Source organism: Streptomyces asiaticus, from assembly GCF_018138715.1.
GTDB lineage: Bacteria > Actinomycetota > Actinomycetes > Streptomycetales > Streptomycetaceae > Streptomyces > Streptomyces asiaticus.
This window is the reverse complement of sequence record NZ_JAGSHX010000006.1, coordinates 5,569,511-5,587,310: the sequence shown is the minus strand read 5'-3', so window position 1 is coordinate 5,587,310 and position 17,800 is coordinate 5,569,511. Positions and strand designations below refer to the sequence as shown.

Annotated in this window: 14 protein-coding genes; 6 read left to right on the top strand and 8 right to left on the bottom strand. The window is 72.4% G+C overall.

The genetic code is table 11. The features are described 5' to 3' along the window. Positions 1 to 38 precede the first annotated feature (38 nt). The 7 genes from KHP12_RS31290 to rsmI all read right to left on the bottom strand — a co-directional run bounded on the left by KHP12_RS31290 (position 39) and on the right by rsmI (position 8,293). The gene (locus KHP12_RS31290; RefSeq protein WP_086885976.1) at positions 39 to 1,859 is read right to left on the bottom strand and encodes an ABC-F family ATP-binding cassette domain-containing protein; all 1,821 of its coding nucleotides are present in this window, start codon (positions 1,857 to 1,859) and stop codon (positions 39 to 41) included. A 149-nt stretch (positions 1,860 to 2,008) separates the two neighbouring features. After that, a complete protein-coding gene (locus tag KHP12_RS31285) occupies positions 2,009 to 2,962 on the bottom strand; it encodes a 4-(cytidine 5'-diphospho)-2-C-methyl-D-erythritol kinase (RefSeq protein ID WP_210609751.1) in 954 nt (317 codons plus the stop codon). Positions 2,963 to 3,382: 420 nt separating this feature from the next. Beyond that, a complete protein-coding gene (gene rsmA, locus KHP12_RS31280) occupies positions 3,383 to 4,249 on the bottom strand; it encodes a 16S rRNA (adenine(1518)-N(6)/adenine(1519)-N(6))-dimethyltransferase RsmA (protein ID WP_211833963.1) in 867 nt (288 codons plus the stop codon). A 108-nt stretch (positions 4,250 to 4,357) separates the two neighbouring features. Further along, a complete protein-coding gene (locus KHP12_RS31275; RefSeq protein WP_244202812.1) occupies positions 4,358 to 5,557 on the bottom strand; it encodes a resuscitation-promoting factor in 1,200 nt (399 codons plus the stop codon). A gap of 120 nt (positions 5,558 to 5,677) precedes the next feature. After that, positions 5,678 to 6,598 carry a TatD family hydrolase gene (locus KHP12_RS31270; protein WP_086881962.1) on the bottom strand — a complete coding sequence of 307 codons (921 nt, stop codon included), beginning with the start codon at positions 6,596 to 6,598 and terminating at the stop codon, positions 5,678 to 5,680. A gap of 156 nt (positions 6,599 to 6,754) precedes the next feature. After that, the gene (locus KHP12_RS31265) at positions 6,755 to 7,231 is read right to left on the bottom strand and encodes a hypothetical protein (protein WP_037948289.1); all 477 of its coding nucleotides are present in this window, start codon (positions 7,229 to 7,231) and stop codon (positions 6,755 to 6,757) included. A 186-nt stretch (positions 7,232 to 7,417) separates the two neighbouring features. Further along, positions 7,418 to 8,293, bottom strand: coding sequence for a 16S rRNA (cytidine(1402)-2'-O)-methyltransferase (gene rsmI / locus KHP12_RS31260; protein ID WP_037948286.1), 876 nt, complete (start codon positions 8,291 to 8,293; stop codon positions 7,418 to 7,420). Between the two features lie 215 nt (positions 8,294 to 8,508). On the opposite strand from rsmI, the gene KHP12_RS31255 reads away from it, so the two are divergent. The 6 genes from KHP12_RS31255 to KHP12_RS31230 all read left to right on the top strand — a co-directional run bounded on the left by KHP12_RS31255 (position 8,509) and on the right by KHP12_RS31230 (position 16,970). Beyond that, entirely contained in the window at positions 8,509 to 10,290 is a 1,782-nt protein-coding gene (locus KHP12_RS31255; RefSeq protein ID WP_211833962.1) for a dolichyl-phosphate-mannose--protein mannosyltransferase, read from the top strand. 160 nt (positions 10,291 to 10,450) lie between these two features. Beyond that, on the top strand, positions 10,451 to 12,091 hold the full coding sequence (locus KHP12_RS31250) for a penicillin-binding transpeptidase domain-containing protein (RefSeq protein WP_086881960.1): 1,641 nt from the start codon (positions 10,451 to 10,453) through the stop codon (positions 12,089 to 12,091). A 216-nt stretch (positions 12,092 to 12,307) separates the two neighbouring features. After that, positions 12,308 to 12,802, top strand: a complete 495-nt coding sequence (locus tag KHP12_RS31245; RefSeq protein ID WP_086881959.1) for a YbaK/EbsC family protein — start codon at positions 12,308 to 12,310, stop codon at positions 12,800 to 12,802. Beyond that, positions 12,799 to 13,677, top strand: coding sequence for an EamA family transporter (locus KHP12_RS31240; RefSeq protein WP_086881958.1), 879 nt, complete (start codon positions 12,799 to 12,801; stop codon positions 13,675 to 13,677). The genes KHP12_RS31245 and KHP12_RS31240 overlap by 4 nt, the downstream gene beginning before the upstream one ends. A 129-nt stretch (positions 13,678 to 13,806) precedes the next feature. Next, positions 13,807 to 14,199, top strand: a complete 393-nt coding sequence (locus KHP12_RS31235) for an effector-associated constant component EACC1 (RefSeq protein ID WP_211833961.1) — start codon at positions 13,807 to 13,809, stop codon at positions 14,197 to 14,199. 2 nt (positions 14,200 to 14,201) lie between these two features. Further along, entirely contained in the window at positions 14,202 to 16,970 is a 2,769-nt protein-coding gene (locus tag KHP12_RS31230; RefSeq protein WP_211833960.1) for a caspase, EACC1-associated type, read from the top strand. Here the strand turns inward: KHP12_RS31230 and KHP12_RS31225 are convergent. Then, positions 16,943 to 17,743, bottom strand: a complete 801-nt coding sequence (locus tag KHP12_RS31225) for an SDR family NAD(P)-dependent oxidoreductase (protein ID WP_086885867.1) — start codon at positions 17,741 to 17,743, stop codon at positions 16,943 to 16,945. The two genes, KHP12_RS31230 and KHP12_RS31225, sit on opposite strands and share 28 nt — an antisense overlap. Positions 17,744 to 17,800: the final 57 nt, after the last annotated feature.

The window sequence follows — 17,800 nt, the reverse complement described above, 5'->3', positions numbered from 1 at the left end:
GTTGGCGGCTCGTGCTTCGTCGGCCATGCGGCGTCGGCTCACGCGTCGTCAGCCAGCTCCAGCCAGCGGGTCTCCAGCTCGTCCCGCTCCCCCGTCAGCTCGCGCAGCTGCGTATCGAGCTCGGCGACCTTGGCGAAGTCCGTGGCGTGCTCGGCGATCTGCGCGTGCAGCCCGGACTCCTGCTCGCTGATCCGGTCCAGCCGCCGCTCGATGCGCTGAAGCTCCTTCTTGGCGGCGCGCTGCTCGGCCGCCGACCGCTGCCGGGCGGCCTGTTCGCCGGTCTTCTGCTTGGCGGGCGCGGCGGCGGCCGGGGCGGCCGCGGCCAGGGCGCGCTGCCGCCGCTCCAGGTACTCGTCCACGCCGCGCGGCAGCATCCGCAGGGTGGCGTCGCCCAGCAGGGCGAGCACCCGGTCGGTGGTGCGCTCGATGAAGTAGCGGTCGTGGCTGATGACCACGAGCGAGCCGGGCCAGCCGTCGAGCAGGTCCTCCAGCTGGGTCAGGGTCTCGATGTCCAGGTCGTTGGTGGGCTCGTCCAGGAAGAGCACATTGGGCTCGTCCATCAGCAGCCGCAGGATCTGGAGCCGGCGCCGCTCACCGCCGGAGAGATCGCCGACCGGGGTCCACTGCTTCTCCTTGGTGAAGCCGAACTTCTCGCACAGCTGGGATGCGGTCATCTCCCGGCCCTTGCCGAGGTCGACGCGCTGCCGGATCTGCTCGACGGCCTCCAGGACCCGCAGGTTCCGGTCGAGTTCGGCGACCTCCTGGGACAGATACGCGAGCCTTACGGTCTTGCCGACCACGATCCGGCCCCCGGCGGGCTGCTGTTCGCCCTCGCTGCGGGCGGCCTCGGCGAGGGCGCGCAGCAGCGAGGTCTTGCCCGCGCCGTTCACCCCCACCAGGCCGATCCGGTCACCGGGCCCCAGCTGCCAGGTCAGATGCTTGAGCAGCATCTTGGGCCCGGCGGTGACGGTCACGTCCTCCAGGTCGAAGACGGTCTTGCCGAGCCGGGAGTTGGCGAACTTCATCAGCTCGGCGCTGTCGCGGGGTGGGGGGACGTCCGCGATCAGCGCGTTGGCCGCCTCGATGCGGAAGCGGGGCTTGCTGGTGCGGGCGGGGGCACCGCGGCGCAGCCAGGCGAGCTCCTTGCGCATCATGTTCTGCCGCTTGGCCTCCTCGCTGGCGGCGATGCGCTCGCGCTCGGCGCGGGCGAAGACGTAGTCGCTGTAGCCGCCCTCGTACTCGTGGACGGCGCCGCGCTGGACGTCCCACATCCGGGTGCAGACCTGGTCGAGGAACCAGCGGTCGTGGGTGACCACCACCAGGCCCGAGCGGCGGGCGCGCAGATGCCCGGCCAGCCAGGAGATGCCCTCGACGTCGAGGTGGTTGGTGGGCTCGTCGAGAACGATCAGGTCCTGCTCGGCGATCAGCAGCTGGGCGAGCGCGATACGGCGGCGCTCACCGCCGGACAGCGGACCGATGACCGTGTCGAGGCCCTGCGGGAAGCCGGGCAGGTCCAGCCCGCCGAACAGCCCGGTGAGCACGTCCCGGATCTTGGCGTCACCGGCCCACTCGTGGTCGGCGAGGTCGCCGATCACCTCATGGCGGATGGTGGCCGCGGGATCGAGCGAGTCGTGCTGGGTGAGCACGCCGAGCCGCAGATCACCGGCGTGGGTGACGCGGCCGTCGTCGGCGGGCTCCAGCTTGGCGAGGATCCGGATGAGCGTGGTCTTGCCGTCGCCGTTACGGCCGACGACGCCGATGCGGTCGCCCTCGTTCACTCCGAGGGAGACGCCGTCCAGCAGGGCACGGGTGCCGTACACCTTGCCGACGGATTCAACGTTGACCAGGTTGGTCGCCATCACACTCCATTACGCGGATCGATCGGCATCCCAGGGTAGTCGCCGCGCGGGGCGCCTCGCTCAGGCGTCGACCAGCTGCTCGCTCAGGCGCTCACTCGGGCGTCTGCCGGCCGCTCACTCAGGCGCTCACTCAGGCGTCCGCCAGCCGCTCAGGCATCGAGTGGGCCGGCCGCCCAGGCGTCGCCGACCAGCCGCGCACCGGGGACCGGGCCGGAGGTGACCCGGACCGTACGGCAGGTGCCCGAGGCGGCCAGCGCCGTCGCCACCCCCTGCGCGGCCTCGGTGTCCTTGGCCAGGAAGGCGCAGGTCGGACCGGAGCCGGAGACGAGGGAGGCGAGCGCGCCCGCGTCCGCTCCGGCGCGCAGGGTGTCGGCGAGCGCGGGGCGCAGCGAGAGCGCGGCGGGCTGGAGATCGTTGGAGACGGCGGCGGCAAGCGCGGTGGCGTCGCCGCTGCGCAGCGCGTCCAGCAGCGCCTGGGAGGGCTCGGGGTCGGGCACGTCGGCGGCGCTCGCACCCGCGCCGGACTCCTCGCGGAGCCGGTCGCATTCGCGGTAGACGGCGGGGGTGGACAGCCCGCCGTCGGCCACGGCGAACACCCAGTGGAAGGTGCCGCCGGTCTCGAGCGGCGTCAGCAGCTCGCCCCGGCCACGGCCGAGTGCCACGCCGCCGACGAGGCTGAAGGGGATGTCGCTGCCCAACTCGGCGCAGATCTCGAGGAGTTCGGCCCGGGTCGCCCGGGTGCCCCACAGCGCGTCGCACGCCAGCAGCGCCCCGGCGGCGTCCGCGCTGCCGCCCGCCATGCCGCCCGCCACGGGGATGTCCTTGGCGATGTGGAGGTGCACGCCGGGTTCGATGCCGTACCGCTCGGCGAGCGCGAGCGCGGCGCGGGCCGCGAGGTTGCCGCGGTCCAGCGGCACCTGACCGGCGTCCGCGCCCTCGACGGTGATCCGGAGGGCGTCGGCGGGGGTCGCGGTGACCTCGTCGTGGAGCCCGACGGCGAGGAAGACGTTGGCCAGGTCGTGGAACCCGTCGGGACGCAGTCCGCCGACCGCGAGCTGGACGTTGACCTTGGCGGGCACACGGGCGGTCACGGGACGGCTCACGGGGCTCCTCGGTGGGGTTCGGGTGTTCCGGTGCGGCCATTGTCCCGCCTGCGGGGGTGTGCCTGCGGCGGGCTCGTCCCCCACCCCGCCCCTTCCCGTAACCGGGGCTCCGCCCCTGGACCCCGCTCCTCAAACGCCGGAGGGGCTGGGGGTCGGGCACCTCCGCCCCAGCCCCCGTCCAGCCCCCTTCAGGGGGCTTTGCCCCGGGGGTTACACCCGGGGTTGCGCCCCGCGCCCCGGCGAGGCGCCGCACCCCCGGTCCGCGGCTCCGGCCCCTGACCCCGGCCGGCATACGGCCGAAGCGGGGCCTGGGGCGGAGCCCCAGCGGGCGTTCGGTGGCGGAGCCCCCCGGGCCCCGGCGAAGCCGTGCATCGGATGCTGCGGGGCGGGGAGCAAGCCCACCGGAGGCGCGTCCCGCGATCAGGCCGCCGGTCCGTGCTCGGCGATCGCGGCGAAGTCCTCCACCGTCAGCGACTCGCCGCGCGCCTGCGGCGAGACGCCGGCGGCCTTCAGGGCCTCCTCCGCGGCCCCCGCCGAACCCGCCCAGCCCGCGAGCGCCGCCCTGAGGGTCTTGCGGCGCTGGGCGAACGCCGCGTCCACCACCGCGAAGACCGCTTCCCGGGTGGCGGTGGTGCGCGGGGGCTCGTCCCGGCGGATCAGCGAGACCAGGCCGGAGTCGACGTTGGGGGCGGGCCAGAAGACATTGCGGCCGATCGCGCCCGCGCGCTTGACGTGGGCGTACCAGGCGGCCTTCACGGAGGGGACGCCGTACACCTTGGAGCCGGGCGGGGCGGCGAGCCGGTCGGCGACCTCGGACTGGACCATGACCAGGGTCCGCTCGATGGTCGGGAAGCGTCCGAGCATATGGAGCAGCACGGGCACGGCGACGTTGTACGGCAGGTTGGCGACCAGCGCGGTCGGGGCGGGGCCCGGCAGCTCGGTCACCCGCAGGGCGTCGCTGTGCACCAGCGCGAAGCGGTCGGCGCGGTGCGGCAGCCGGGCCTCGACGGTCGCGGGGAGGGCCGCGGCGAGGACCTCGTCGATCTCGACGGCGGTGACCCGGTCGGCGGCCTCCAGCAGCGCGAGGGTCAGCGAACCGAGCCCGGGGCCGACCTCGACGACCACGTCGTCCGGGCGCACCCCGGCGGTCCGGACGATCCGGCGGACCGTATTGGCGTCGATGACGAAGTTCTGGCCGCGCTGCTTGGTCGGACGTACGCCGAGCCGCGCCGCGAGTTCGCGGATGTCGGCGGGGCCGAGCAGGACGTCGGAGTCGGTGGAGCTCACCCGGAGAGTTTACGGCCGCGCCGTGGGACCCGGGTCCGGCGTACGCGACGGGGCGCTCCCGCGCTCGGCGGGGCTGGGGGTCCGGCCGGGGCAGCCGACCGGGCCCCGTCACCGGTGAAGCTTGGAGCCGCAGCTGGGCCAGGGGCCGGCGCCGCGTTGCTGGTAGAGCTTCTTCGCTCGGTAGGTCTGCTCGGACGGGGGCGCGTCCTGGGGGCGGCCGTGGCCGCCGAGGGAGTGCCAGGTGCCCTGGTCGAGCTGGTAGAGGCCGCCGTAGTGGCCGGAGCCGTCGACCGCGTCGGGCCGGCCGCCCGATTCGCAGCGGGCCATCGCCCGCCAGTTGAGCCCGTCCGCCGGGCCGCCGACGACGGCGGGCACGGTCATGGTGCCGACCCGGACGATCCGGGCCACGGGCGCCTTGACGATCTCGCTGCCGATCTTCCGCGGCCGCTGCCGTACGCCGTTGACGCTGCGCACCCGGTAGGTGATGCGCAGGGTGCCCGGCTCACCGGGCCGGGCCACCAGCTCGGTGCCCTTGGGGAGGGTGGGGTCGGCGCGGCGGACGGTGGTGAAGGGCACCGGATGGTCCCGGACCTCCTTGCCGCCGGTGATCCGCATCACCGTCACCGTCTGGCCGTCGCGCGGAAAGCTGTCCTGCGGGACGGAGGTGGTGTCCTGGCCGCGCAGGGTGAGCCCGGCGGCGGCGAGCGCCTCGCCGACGGTGGCGGCGTTCGTACGGACGACGTGGGGGCGCCCGTCGGCGAGGAAGGTGACGGTGCGCTCGGTGCGGACGTGCAGGAGCAGCCCGCGGCTGGTGATGGCCGCGGAGCGGGAGGCGGACAGATACGCGCCCTCGGCACGTACGCCCAGTTGGCGCAGTGCGCCGTCAACCGTGCGGGCGGTGGTCCACACCCGGCGGCGCTCCCCGTCGAGGGTGAGGGTGACGGGTCGGCCGTAGCGGACGGCGATCTCGTCGCCGTCACCGAGCCGCTCCCCGGGGGCGGGGGCGACGATGTCGTGCGCGCCGACGCGGACGTCCTGGTCCGCCAGCAGCTCGCCCACGTCGTCGGCGTAGGTGTGCAACGTGCGCGCGTCGCCGTCGACGCTGAGCCGTACGGCCTTGTCCTGGGCGACAAAGGCGGAGGTGCCGCCGGCCAGGGCGGCGACCACCATCGCCTGCGGCAGCAGTCGGCGCATCGGATCGGTCCGGCCGGTGGCACCGCGCCGGGCGGCTCGGCGGGCGGCGGCACGGCCGCCCGGGACGCGGTGGCTGGCCCTACGGCTCACGACAACACTCCGGTAACACTCCACAAGTCCACTGGTCAGGGCGTTGGGTCCGGGACTGTAGCGGAGTGGGGGTGACTCTCCAAAGGAAGATCATCACGCAGTGTGATCAGCGGCCTCGGATCGCCACCGCCCCTCGATGGCCGATCAATAGCCGAAGACGCGCGCCGTATTGGCCGCCACGGCGGTCGCCAGGGTGTCCTCGGGGACGCCCTTGACCTCGGCCATGGCCCGCAGGGTGAGCGGGATCAGATACGGGGCGTTGGGCCGTCCGCGGTAGGGGACGGGGGTCAGGAACGGCGCGTCGGTCTCGACGAGGACGAGGTCGAGCGGGGCGACGGCGAGGGCGTCGCGCAGCGGCTGGGCGTTCTTGAAGGTGATGTTGCCCGCGAACGACATGTAGTAGCCGCGCTCGGCGCAGATCTTCGCCATGGCCGCGTCACCGGAGTAGCAGTGGAAGACGACGGTGTCGGGCGCGCCCTCCTCGGTGAGCACCCGCAGCACGTCGTCGTGGGCCTCCCGGTCGTGGATGACCAGCGCCTTGCCGTGCTCCTTGGCGATGGCGATGTGGCGGCGGAACGAGCGCTCCTGGGCGGCCATGCCCTCCGGGCCGGTGCGGAAGTAGTCCAGACCGGTCTCGCCCACGCCCCGCACCTGGGGCAGCGCGGCGAGGGCCGCTATCCGGTCGAGCGCCGCGTCCAGGGCGGCGTCGCCGCCGGGCTCCCTGGCCCCCTGCCGGGACCAGCCGTCCGGGTCGCCCAGGACGATGCGCGGCGCCTCGTTGGGGTGCAGGGCCACCGTGGCCCATACGCTCTCGTGCGCCGCCGCGGTCTCGGCCGCCCACCGGGACCCGGCGAGATCACAGCCCACCTGGACGACGGTCGTCACGCCGACCGAGGCAGCCTTGGCCAGTGCCTCCTCGACGGTGCCCGACTGCATGTCCAGGTGGGTGTGGGAATCGGCGACCGGGACCCGCAGGGGCTCCGGCGGCGGCGGGGGCGCGTCCTTTTCCTTTTGCGCGCCACTCGCCTTGCCACTGCCGCCGGGGGTCGATGCTGTTTTCGCCATGGACGCGATTCTATGAATCCCGGTGAATGTGAGGTGAATCGCGTCCGGCCGCTCAGTTGACCCGTGCCCGGCTCAGGTGAACCGGCTCGGGAACCGGATCATACGAATCCACTCGAACCGGCTCATGTGAAGCGGCTCATATGAACCGGATCGTACTCAGTCGCGGTGGTGCTGAAAGGGATGCAGCAGATTCGGAAGGTGCCAATGGTGCCCACGGCGTCGCGCGGGGCCCTCGTTTTCCGGTGCGTGGTCCGGCGCGGCGTCCGCCTCGGTGTCCGGCGCGCCGGTGCCGTCCTTCCGGTCCCGGGTGGTGTGCGGCCTCCCGCGCCGCGCACTCTCCAGGACGGAGGAGACCTGCCCCGAGCGCATGATCCGCACCAGATGCGCACCGCAGTTGACGCAGTCGGGGCTCGTCAGCGGGGACGGGACGCGCCGGCCGCCGGTGAAGTACACGACGAAGGCGCGGCCCTCGCCGTCCACGTGGTGTTCGATGTCGTACGACCGCTCCCAGCCGTGCCCGCACTTCATGCAGGCGAAGGCGTACGCCTCGTGGGCCACCTCGCCGGACTGTTCGGAGGGGGTGTGGGCGGCTATCGGATGAGCACCGCTCGAAGTTCCCGCTATATCGCTCATGGCAGCTCCTCTTGTCACACAGGACAAGTCTTCCGGGATGGGATCGCCCCAGGTCTTCCACCACTAGTGGACGCCTTTCCCGGCGCCACCGCACGGGCTCTTCCCTCTCTTTGAGCGAGATTTGGCAACGGCGATGGAGAAACTGGCGTGCAACTGCCCGGCTACTAACCTGAGCTTTGCATTTCGCTACAGGGCTTTACCTTCGCGTGGGGTGCTTCCCGCGGCGTTCTTCGCCGCCACGACCGCGTCGAACACCTGCCGTTTGGGCACCCCGGCCTCCTGCGCCACCGCCGCGATGGCCTCCTTACGGCGCTCACCGGCCTCCTCGCGCACCGCGACCCGGCGGGCCAGCTCGGCGGGGCCCGCCTCGTCGGGGCCGGGCGCGGGGGCGCCCTCGACCACGATGGTGATCTCGCCGCGTACGCCCTCCGCCGCCCAGGCGGCCAGCTCGGCCAGCGGGCCGCGCCGCACCTCCTCGTAGGTCTTGGTCAGCTCCCGGCACACCGCGGCGCGGCGGTCCGGGCCGAACACCTCGGCCATGGCCGCCAGCGTGTCGTCCAGCCGGTGCGGGGCCTCGAACCAGACCAGGGTGCGGCGCTCGTCGGCGACCTCGCGCAGCCGCGTCAGCCGCTCCCCCGCCTTGCGCGGCGGGAACCCCTCGAAGCAGAAGCGGTCCACCGGCAGCCCGGACACGGCCAGGGCGGTGAGCACCGCGGACGGGCCGGGCACGGCGGTGACGGCGATCCCGCGCTCCACGGCGGCGGCCACCAGCCGGTAGCCGGGGTCGGAGACCGACGGCATGCCCGCGTCGGTGACCAGCAGCACCCGGGCGCCGCCGGCCAGCGACTCGACCAGCTCGGGCGTGCGGGCCGACTCGTTGCCCTCGAAGTAGGACACCACCCGGCCGGCCGGGCGCACGTCCAGCGCCTGGGTGAGGCGGCGCAGCCGCCGGGTGTCCTCGGCGGCGATCACATCGGCGGCCATGAGCTCGGCGGCCAGCCTCGGGGGCGCGTCCGCCGTGTCGCCGATGGGGGTCCCTGCCAGTACGAGCGTTCCAGTCACGCCCCCATCCTCGCAGCCGGGGGCGGAAGGCCCGGCGACCGGCTGCGGGGCCGACGGAGACCGGCCACGACCGGCCGCGGGGCCGACGGAGACCGGCCACGGGCTCGGCTCCGAGGCGGCCGCGGGCTCGGCCCCCAGGCCGCCGCCCCGGGCACGAATCCCCGTTCGCCGCCTTTCCCCGCCACACTCACAGACCGCTTCCCTACGATGGGCCGGTGAGCAGTGACACCGCGACCCACGCCCAGCCGGGCAAAGCCACCGGCCAGCAGCCGCCGGCCTGGCAACGCCGGCTGCGCCGTTTCGGATACGCGGGCCAGACCAGGCCCGGCGTACGGGAGCGGCTGGTCCCGCCGTACGCGGAGCCGGGCACCCGGCTCTGGGAGATCCTCGGCGCGACCCCCTCGGCGGCGGCCAGAATCGCCCGCTGGAGCGGCTGGGGCGGTCCGCTGCTCGTCGCGCTGTGCGCCGGGCTGACCCGCTTCTGGCATCTGGGCAGCCCGGACAACGTCATATTCGACGAGACGTACTACGCCAAGGACGCCTGGTCGATCTGGGAGTACGGCTACGAGGGCACCTGGCCGAAATCCGCCAACGACCGGATTCTCGACGTCCCGCAGCACATCCCGCTCAGTGACGCGGCCTCGTATGTGGTGCACCCGCCGGTGGGCAAGTGGGTCATCGGGCTCGGCGAGCAGTTCTTCGGGCTGCACCCGTTCGGCTGGCGGTTCATGGTCGCGGTGCTCGGCACCCTCTCGGTGCTGATGCTGTGCCGGATCGGGCGGCGGCTGTTCCGGTCGACGTTCCTCGGCTGTCTCGCGGGCGCGCTGATGGCCGTGGACGGGCTGCACTTCGTGATGAGCCGCACGGCGCTGCTCGACCTGGTCGTGATGTTCTTCGTGCTGGCCGCCTTCGGCTGTCTGCTCGTCGACCGGGACCTGGCGCGCGCCAGGCTGGCGGCGGCGCTGCCGGCCGGAGAGAACGGCGGGGCGCGGCCGGACCCGGCCGTCGCCCGGGGCCTGAAGCTGGGCGCGCGGCCGTGGCGGATCGCGGCCGGGGTGCTGCTGGGCCTGGCCATCGGCACCAAGTGGAACGGGCTGTACGTACTGGCGGCCTTCGGCCTGATGACCGTCCTGTGGGACGTCGGCAGCCGCCGCACCGCGGGCGCCCTCCGCCCCTACCGGGCGGTGCTGCGGCGCGATCTGGGCTGGGCGTTCGTCTCGCTGGTGCCTGTGGCGATCCTCACGTACATCGCCTCCTGGTCGGGCTGGTTCACCGCGAGCGGCAGCTACGACCAGGGGCGCGGCTGGCGGCACAGCGGCTACTTCCGCCACTGGTCCGAGTCCGCCACGTCCGACGGCGGCGGCGGCCATGGCACCGGCGGCGCCTTCGACTGGCTGCTCAACCCGCTGCGCAGCCTGTGGCACTACGAGTCCGAGGTCTACAAGTTCCACGTCAACCTCGACTCGCCGCATGTCTACCAGTCCAATCCATGGAGCTGGCTGGTCCAGTCCCGCCCGGTCTCGTACTTCTACGAGTCCCCGCGGGCCGGCCAGGAGGGCTGTCCCAAGGACGCCGCCGAGAAGTGCGCCCGCGAGGTGCTGGCCATCGGCACCCCGCTGCTGTGGTGGACGGCCTGTTTCGCACTGCTGTACCTGCTCTTCCGCTGGGCGCTGCGGCGCGACTGGCGGGCGGGCGCGATCCTGTGCGGGATCGCCGCGGGCTATCTGCCGTGGTTCCTCTACCAGGACCGGACAATCTTCTCCTTCTACGCCGTCGTCTTCGTGCCCTTCCTGTGCCTCGGGGTGGCGATGATGATCGGCGCGCTGCTGGGGCCACCGGGCGCGAGCGAGACCCGCCGGGTGATCGGCGCGGTCGGCTCGGGCGCGCTCGTCCTGCTGATCATCTGGAACTTCATCTACTTCTTCCCGCTGTACACGGGCCAGACGATCCCCATGGACGCCTGGCGCGCCCGGATGTGGCTCGACACGTGGATCTGACCCCGGCTCGGCCCCTGGCCCACCGCATGGATCCGGCCACGGCCCCCGCGCCCCCTACGGTGAGGGCGCGGGGGCTTCACGTGGTGCCGGTAGAGTGCCGGGCACCGCGACCCCCATCGACTGATGGGGGGAACCGAGAACACAGTGTGGGGGTTCTGAAATGCGGAGTGGCGCGAGAGCCGCGATCGTCGGTGCGGTGTTCGCCGCCATGGTCGGTGTGGCCGGTTGCGGCAGCGGCCAGGACGATTCAGCCGGCCCGAAGGACGGTGCGAGCGCCGGCTCGGGTGACGACAAGCCGTCCCTGAAGAAGGTGAAGACCGGCCCGCCCAGCGCGGCCGAGGTCAAGACCACCGCCCACGCGTTCCTGGCGGCCTGGTCGGCGGGCGAGACGGCGAAGGCCGCCGCCCTTACGGACGACAGCGGCGCGGCCACCACCGCGCTGAGCGGCTACCGCACGAAGGCCAAGGTGGCCAAGGTGACGCTGGACGCGGGGCAGGCAAGCGGCGCCAAGGTGCCGTTCTCCGTCAGCGCCCAGCTCTCCTCCGGCGGTGAGAGCGTCCCCTGGGCGTATGAATCCTCGCTGACCGTGACCCGCGACACCAAGACCGGCAAGCCGGTCGTCGCCTGGAAGCCCTCCGTGGTGCACCCCGACCTCGCCGAGGGCGACACGCTCAAGACCGGCGCGTCCGAGGCGCCGCCGATCAAGGCGGTGGACCGCGACGGCAAGGAGCTGACCGCCTCCGAACACCCGACCCTCAAGACCGTCCTGGCCGCGCTGCGCGAGCGGTACGGCAAGAAGGCGGGCGGCGAGGCGGGCGTGGAGACCTGGATCCAGCGCGCCAAGGGCTCCAAGACCCCCGACAAGACCCTCAAGGTGCTCTCCAAGGGCACCCCGGGCACGCTCCGCACCACGATCGACGCATCGCTCCAGCGCACCGCCGAGCAGCAGGTGAGCAAGCGCACCAAGGCGTCGGTGGTCGCGGTCAAGCCCAGCACCGGTGAGATCCTCGCGCTGGCCAACTCCCCCGCGAGCGGCTTCAACACCGCCTTCCAGGGTTCGTACGCACCCGGCTCGACGATGAAGATCATCACCTCGACGACGCTGATGGACAAGGGTCTGGCGGCGTACGGCAAGCCGCATCCGTGCCCGAAGTACTTCAGTTACGGCGGCTGGAAGTTCCAGAACGACAAGAAGTTCGAGATCAAGAACGGCACGTTCGAGCAGAGCTTCGCCCGCTCCTGCAACACGGCCTTCATCAGCCAGGCGGGGAAGCTGAAGGACGACGACCTGAGCAAGGAGGCCCGGGACGTCTTCGGCATCGGGCTCAACTGGCAGACCGGCGTGCCCACCTTCGACGGCGCGGTGCCGGTGCAGTCCGGGGCCTCCAAGGCCGCCTCGCTGATCGGCCAGGGCGGCGTGCGGATGAACCCGCTCAACATGGCGTCGGTCGCGGCCACCGCCTCCACCGGCACCTTCCGCCAGCCGTACCTGGTCTCGCCGTCGCTGGACGACCGGACGCTGGCCAAGGCGAGCAGGGCGATGAAGTCCAGCACCCACGACCAGCTGAAGAAGCTCATGAAGCTCACGGCCACCTCGGGCACCGCCGCCGAGGCGATGGCCGGGATGAGCGGTGACTTCGGCGCCAAGACCGGCTCCGCCGAGGTGGACAACCAGGAGAAGCCGAACGGCTGGTTCAGCGCGTACCGCGACGACGTCGCGGCCGCCGGTGTGGTCCCCGAGGGCGGCCACGGCGGCGACACGGCGGGCCCGATCGTGGCCGCGCTGCTGCGCGCGGGCTGAGCCTTCGCGGATACGCCCCAGGAGCCGGGCGGGCGCGTCGAGCGCCCGCCCGGCTCCTTCGTGTTCGGCCGGTCGGCGGGGCACGGACGCCGCCGGTCGGCGGGGCCCGGACGGCAACCGTCAGCGGGGCCCGGACGCCGCCGACGGGAAAAGTCGTGATGCCACCGACGGGAAATGTCGTGGCGGCGGGCGCGGGGGCGTCGATAGCGTCGGCCCATGGTCGACTCCACCCCTGACACCGCCGCCCACCCCCGCTTCGCCGCCGCCCTGCGCGAGCTCGGCCTGGACGTCGAGGTGCGCCGGTTCCCCGACGCCACCCGTACCGCCGCCGAGGCCGCCGCGGCGATCGGCTGTGAGCTGAGCCAGATCGTCAAGTCGCTGGTCTTCGAGGCGGACGGACAGCCGGTGGTGGTGCTGATGGACGGGGCGTCACGGGTCGACGTCGAGCTCGTACGGCATGAACTGGGCGCCGGGAGCGTCCGCCGGGCGGACGCGGCGCTGGTGCGGGAGACCACCGGCTACGCCATCGGCGGGGTGCCGCCCTTCGGCCACCGCACCCGTACCCGCGTCCTCGCCGACCGCCGGCTGCTGGACCACGAGACCGTATGGGCCGCGGCGGGCAATCCGCACACCGTCTTCCCGCTCGGCCCCAAGTCCCTGATCGCGCATGCCGAGGGCACCCTGGTGGATGTGCGCGAGCGGTCCGCGTGACCCCGCTGGTCGCGGCCGCGGTACTCATAGCGGCCGTCACCCACGCCAGTTGGAACGCGATCGCGCACGGCATCAGGGACCAGCTGCTCGCCTTCACCCTGGTGGGTGGCGGCGGGGCGCTGTGCGGGCTGGCGCTGCTGCCGTTCACCCCGCTGCCCGCGGCGGACGCCTGGCCGTATCTGCTGGCCTCCGCGGCCATCCACGTGGTCTATCAGCTGCTGCTCATGCGCTCGTTCCACCTGGGCGACTTCGGCCAGATGTACCCCATCGCGCGCGGCACCGCCCCGCTGGTGGTGACCGTGGCCGCCGCGGTCTTCGTCGGCGAGCGGCCGGACCGCTGGCAGGCGGCGGGCATCGCAGTGGCCTCGGCGGGGCTGGTGGGCGTGGCGCTGTGGGGCATCAGGGGGGCGCGGCACGCCGAACGCGAGGGGAACGGCGGGGGCGCGCCGCAGTGGCTCGCCCTTACGGCCGCCATCGCCACCGGTCTGTCCATCGCCGCGTACACCGTCGTGGACGGTCTGGGGGTGCGCGCCTCCGGCAGCCCGCCCGCCTACATCGCCTGGCTGATGATCCTGGAGGGCTTCGCCATCCCCGTCTGCGCCCTGGCGATCCGGCGCGGTGCGCTCCTTCGGCAGCTGCGGCCGGTCGCGGCGCGCGGACTGCTCGGCGGGCTGCTGTCGGTCGCCGCCTACGGGCTGGTGCTGTGGGCCCAGACCCGGGCCGAGCTCGCCCCGATCGCGGCGCTGCGCGAATCGTCGATCATCGTGGGCGCGGCGATCGGGGCGCTGTTCTTCAAGGAGCGGTTCGGCGGTCCGAGGATCGCGGCGGCGGGGCTGATGGTGGCGGGCATCGGGCTGATGCTGCACACGGGTTGATGCCGCACGCGGGTTGGCCGCGTACTCCGTCGCGCGTGCCCGTACTCCGTTGCCCCTGCTCTTGGTGGTCCTGCGCGAGCGGGCCTGGGTAGGCCAGAATCAGGAGACCGTCGTCACAAGGGGGACTTGGTGCGGATCGACGTAGCGGTGACCGGTGGGGAGGCGGAGCTCCGTTCGCTCCACGACTGGCTGAGACGGGATCCGGACACGCGCCACGGCGCCCAGGTGGAGCTGGTCCGGGCCGAGCCGTCGCCGGGCCAGATGGGCGTGTTCACCGATGTGCTACAGCTCATCACCGACAACGCCTGGAGCGCGGCCTCCTTCGCGCTGGCGCTGTCCACCTGGCGGCAGACGCGGCCGCACGGCCCACGGATCACCGTGCGCCGTGGTGACCTTACGGTCGACATCGACGGCGGCGACGAGGAGCTGGCGCGGCTGATCGACGCGCTGGAGCGCCCGGCCGCCCCCGAGCCGGAACGGGAACCGGAACCGCACCGTCAGGGCGGCGGGGAAGGGCGATAGCCGTGGCCGTTCTGCCCGATCCGGCCGCCAGCCGCGCTGTGCTCATCGGCACCAGCCGCTATGCCCACCTGGAGCAGATCCCGGCGGTGGCCAACAACCTGAGCGCGCTGGCCGCGGCCCTGTGCGCCCCGGGCTCCTGGGGGCTGGCGCCCGAGCACTGCACGGTCATCGAGGACCCCGGCACCGCGGTCGAGGTCCTCGAGGCCGTCCGGACCGCGGCCGAGGAGGCCACGGACACCCTGCTGGTGTACTTCGCGGGACACGGCCTCGTGGAACCGCGCCGCGGCGAGCTCTTCCTGGGGCTGACCGGGTCCATGCAGCACCGCTCCTACACCGGACTGCCGTACGGCACGCTGCGCGACGTCGTGCTGGACGGGCGGGCCGGGCGCCAGGTGATGCTGCTCGACTGCTGCTTCAGCGGACGCGTGCTCGGCTTCATGAGCGCGGCGAGCGCCGAGGCGGTCATCGACCAGGTGGAGATCGAGGGCACCTATCTGCTGGCCTCCGTCCCCGACACCAGCTTCGCGCTCGCCCCGCCCGGTGAGACCCATACAGCCTTCACGGGTGAGTTGCTGCGGCTGCTGCGCGAAGGGGTGCCGGGCGGGCCGGAGCTACTGGACCTGGACACGGTCTACGCGCAGGTGTACGCGGCGCTGCGGGCCAAGGGGCGGCCGCTGCCACAGAAGCGCGACCGCAACACGGCGGGCGGGCTCGCCTTGGCGCGCAACGCCGCCTGGGCACCGCCCGGCTTCGGCCCGCCGCCCCTGCCGTACGACCACGAGCCGCCGCCCCCGCCACCGCCGTACGGCCACGAACCCACACCGTACGGCCACGAGCCGACGCCGCCGCCCGCGCCGCTGCCCGCCGTGCCGCCGATGCCCACCTGGTCGCCGATGGCCCTGCCGTCGCCCGCCCCGCTCCCCTCCCCCGGCGGCGCCGCCTCTCGGGGCCGCCGCCGCGCCGTCACCTACGGGCTGGCGGGAGCGCTCGTCGTGGCCCTGGTGGCCGCGGGCGTGCCCCTGGCGATGTCCTGGATGAAGGACTCCTCCAAGGACGACTCCGGGCAGCACCCGTCGAAGCCGAAGTCGTCCGGCAAACCGAAGCCGGGCCCCACCTCCGGGTACAACGCCGCGGCCAAGGGCGCCGTCGTCAACGCCTCGACGAAACCGGGCGGAACGCTGAAGTTCATCAGCCGGAACGACGCGGACTATTGGGACCCCCAGCGCACCTATTACGGCTACATCTGGAACTTCTCCCGCTACTACGCCCGCCAACTGGTCACCTACGCCCCCAAGCCCGGTAAGGACGGTGCCGAACTGGTCCCCGACCTCGCGGAGAAGACGGCCAAGGTGACCGACGGCGGTAAGACGTACACCTACACCCTGCGCAAGGGGATCACCTGGGAGGACGGCTCCCCGATCACGTCCTATGACATCAAGTACGGCATCGAGCGGGTCTGGGCCCAGGACGAGCTCCCGGGTGGCCCGATCTTCCTCCAGGAGACGCTCGATCCCGACCTCACCTACAAAGGGCCGTACAAGGACAACTCCAAGGACAAGCTCGGGCTGAAGGCCATCGGCACCCCGGACGACAGGACCATCGTCTTCAACCTCCCGAAGGCCAATGGCGACTTCGAGCGCATGCTCGCCATGCCGTCCGGATCCCCGGTGAAAAAGGAGAAGGACACCAAGGGAAAGTACACGGACGGGCCGTTCTCCTCGGGGCCGTACAAAATCCGCTCCTATCAGCCGGGCACGTCACTGGAACTGGTCCGCAACACCGAGTGGAAGCGGTCGTCCGACCCGATCCGCACCGCCCTTCCCGACCGGATCACGGTGGATATCAACGGTGATGAGCAGGCCAACGCGAATGCCCTGTTCTCCGGCCGGTACGACCTGGACCTGGAATCGTCCGGATTCACCGGACCCGCCCTCACCAAGGCCAGGAACAGCTCCGACCTCAAGCCCCGGTTGGACACCTCGTACACCGGGGTGCTCCTGTTCGCGGCCCTCCCGCGCTCCGTCAAACCCCTGAACAACGTCCACTGCCGTAAGGCGGTCCTCTACGCGGCGGACAGGGAGAACCTGCGGACCGCTTCCGGTGAACAGCTGACCGGCGATATCGCGCCCCATATGCTCCCGCCCACCATCGCGGGCTCCGACTCCTCCTACGACCCGTACGGAACACTGGAGAACAACGGCAGGCCGAACGCCGACAAGGCGAAGGAGGAGCTGAAGGCGTGCGGACGGCCGAAGGGGTTCACGATCACCATGGCGGTGCGTGACAGCGGGAGAGACCTGGATATCGCCGCGTCGCTCTCCGCATCCCTCAAACAGGTCGGTATCAGCACCCATATCGAGCGCATCGGCATCACGGACTACTTCGACAGGGTCGGCTCGCCCGGAGTGGTGCAGGAGAAGGGCTACGGCATCATCCTCAACCGGTGGGCCCCCGACTTCCCGACCGGTCAGAGCTTTCTCCAGCCGCTCGCCGACAGCCGTTTCACGCGGGACACCGGCAATATCAATACCGCCCTGCTGGACGACCCCACGATCGACCACCTCTTCGACACGGCGATCGCCGAACAGGACCCGGAAAAGGCCGGGAGCGACTACGCGCAGATCAATCGGAGGATCTCCGACTCCGCCGCGTATCTGCCCATCCTGTTCCAGAAGAGCGTGCTCTGGCGCGGCTCCCGGCTGACCAACGTCTATACGAGCGACCCCTGGCAGGGCGCTTACGACTATGTCTCGCTGGGCGTCTCCAAGTGACCGAAGGCCCTGCGCACCGCCACGTTCGTGGTCGTGATGCCGCCGTCCACGGGGAGGGTGATCCCGGTGATCCAGGCGGCGTCGGAGGAGGCGAGGAAGGTGATGGCGGCGGCGATGTCGGTGGGTTCGCCGACCCGGCCGAGGGGGTAGACCTCGGCGGCGCGGCGCAGGGTGTCCTCCTGGCCGTCCCAGCCGGGGGTGCGGATCGTGCCGGGGGCCACGAGGTTGACGCGGACGCCCCGGGCGGCGGCGTGGGCGGCCAGGGTGCGGGTGAGGCTGCCCAGGCCCGCCTTGGCGGCGCTGTAGGCGTGGTTGCCGAAGTCCTGGAGGCCGTTGACCGAGCCGACGTTGACGATCGCGCCCCGGCCCTCCGCGGCGGCCAGGTGCGGCAGCGCGGCGCGGGAGCAGCGGAAGGCGCCGCCGAGGGTGACATCGATGTCCTGCTGCCACTCGTCGTCCGCCTGGTCCTCGAACAGCGGGGTGTCGACGTGGCACGAGTGGGCGCTGTTGACCAGGACGTCCAGCCTTCCGAAGCTCCTTACGGCGTGCGCCACGGTCGCCTCGACGTCCGCCCGCAGTGCCACGTCGCAGCCCAGCGACTCGGCCTCGCCGCCGTCGGCCCGTATGGACTCGGCGGCCTTCGCGGCCCGTTCGCCGTCCTGGTCGGTGATCAGCACCTGGGCGCCCTCGTCGGCGAACCGGCGGGCGGTCACCTCCCCGATCCCGCGCCCCGCGCCGGTGAGCATGACCGCGTAGCCCTCGAATCTCCGCACCGTGTGCCCCTTCTCGTCGGTTCCGGGACCGCCGCCGCCCCATCGCGGCGGGTCCGC

Excerpts from the sequence above, each read along its gene's own strand:
- KHP12_RS31290 (WP_086885976.1), bottom strand. The coding sequence starts at position 1,859 with ATGGCGACCAACCTGGTCAACGTTGAATCCGTCGGCAAGGTGTACGGC.
- KHP12_RS31270 (WP_086881962.1), bottom strand. The coding sequence starts at position 6,598 with ATGGCGAAAACAGCATCGACCCCCGGCGGCAGTGGCAAGGCGAGTGGC.
- KHP12_RS31265 (WP_037948289.1), bottom strand. The coding sequence starts at position 7,231 with ATGAGCGATATAGCGGGAACTTCGAGCGGTGCTCATCCGATAGCCGCC.
- KHP12_RS31250 (WP_086881960.1), top strand. The coding sequence starts at position 10,451 with ATGCGGAGTGGCGCGAGAGCCGCGATCGTCGGTGCGGTGTTCGCCGCC.
- KHP12_RS31245 (WP_086881959.1), top strand. The coding sequence starts at position 12,308 with ATGGTCGACTCCACCCCTGACACCGCCGCCCACCCCCGCTTCGCCGCC.